A 1,805-nucleotide genomic window follows, 5' to 3' on the forward strand; every position below is an offset into this window, starting at 1 on the left:
ATTATTCAGCCGTAGGCTTGATACCTAATTCCCAGTGTTTAAAGAATCTAGGATTTTGTTTGGCAATTCTTCCGAGAAAATATTCTGCTCTTTTCTTATGTCGAGCGAGTCTTTTATATTTCTTTCGTGCCCACATAATTAAGGCTCTATTGATATGCCTTAATGTTGAATACATCTCGGATTTGTAGAACTTTCCATAGTAGTTAATCCATCCTTTAATCTTTGAGTTAAACATATTTGATAGGTCCGTAAGGTCCTTTTCAGCTTTTAACTGTAGTTTCCAGTCCCTTACTTTTTGCCGAATTGATTTCTTGGATTTGTTACTAATCGCAGGTGTAAAGCTAATAAAATGCTTTCCCCTTTTGTTCTTCGAACGTCTTGGTCTGAACGTATATCCTAGAAAATCAAACGAGGTATTTTCGTGATTTTCTTTCCTATTTTCATCTTTACAGTATACAATTCGCGTTTTAATTGGATGTAGTTCAAGCTTACATTCGTTCATTCTATTGTTTAATGATTCAAGCAATCTTATTGCCTCAGCTTCTGACTCACAGTGGATGACTGCGTCATCTGCATATCTCGCAAAAGAATTATTAGGATGGTTAATAGTCATCCATTTATCAAATGTGTAATGTAGAAATAGATTCGCTAGAACTGGACTTATGACTCCACCTTGCGGTGTACCAGAAGTACGTTCTATTACACCTTCTTTCGTTTGAAAAGGTGCTTTTAACCATCTATTAATATATAGTTTTACCCATTTATTATTTGTGTGCCTTTTCACTGCTTTCATTAGTAATCCATGATCAATATTGTCGAATAGTCCTTTAATATCAAATTCTAGAACCCAGTTGTATTTCCAACACCTTTTACGTGTTATCTCTAATGCTTGGATTGCACTTTTATTAGGTCTATAACCATACGAATCCTCGTGAAAGAAAGGTTCCACCGAAGGTTCAAAATACAGTTTTACAACCATTTGTGCAATTCTATCTGCAACAGTTGGAATTCCTAGTGTCCTAGTACCGCCAGCTTTCTTCGGTATTTCTACAGCTTTTACTGCTGGAGGAAAGTAGCTTCCTGAGGACATTCTATTCCATAGTTTATAGAGATTATCTTTTAGATTCACTTCGAATTCTTCTATTGACTTTTCATCAATTCCAGCTGACCCCTTGTTTGCTTTTACTCTAAGAAAGGCATCATAAACTACCTTTTTAGATATCGTATATGGCTTTGTTTTATTCATAAGTTCCTCCCACTATGATGGTTGACTTGCTAATAAAACTGAATAACATAACCCCTTTGCTCCACCTCCGTTAGGAGGTTTCATAGCTACTACGAGTTATTCCGCCCCTATACATGGCATTGGTACTCAGATTCTTGTGGGGCTTCCACTTGAATTTCTCCCTTAACATCCATGTCGTAGGTTCCCACGTTCCACACTCAAGCCTATATTAAGTTCACGCCGCCTTTATACCGGTCACCGAACGGACAGTAAACAGGTATCCTCCGAACTTATCCTGAGTTAACGACTCCCCCTCAGTTTTGATGACATCTCTACGCTTTCGATACTTCATCAGCGGTTCAATGGTTTTCGTCTCCTTAATATGTACCTGACAGAGTCTTGCTCTGCCTTTTCTTTAACGCTCAATACCATAGCTTTTGACTACAGCACCTTAAAGTGGTTTGCAATCTCTACCTGTATAGCGATTGCGAGAGGCCTACTCTCATCTTGAGTGCAGCATAGCTTCCTTGTGTGCTTACGCACACTTTGGTTGCCTTCGTGGCACACAATCATCTGCATA

General features: G+C 38.3%; 1 protein-coding gene. It reads right to left on the reverse strand.

Going from position 1 to position 1,805, the window contains the following annotated elements:
• Position 1 precedes the first annotated feature (1 nt).
• The gene (gene ltrA / locus K9V48_RS27840) at positions 2–1,246 is read right to left on the reverse strand and encodes a group II intron reverse transcriptase/maturase (RefSeq protein WP_224142294.1); all 1,245 of its coding nucleotides are present in this window, start codon (positions 1,244–1,246) and stop codon (positions 2–4) included.
• Positions 1,247–1,805 lie beyond the last annotated feature (559 nt).

The organism is Metabacillus rhizolycopersici (assembly GCF_020075705.1).

Excerpts from the sequence above, each read along its gene's own strand:
- ltrA (WP_224142294.1), bottom strand. The coding sequence starts at position 1,246 with ATGAATAAAACAAAGCCATATACGATATCTAAAAAGGTAGTTTATGAT.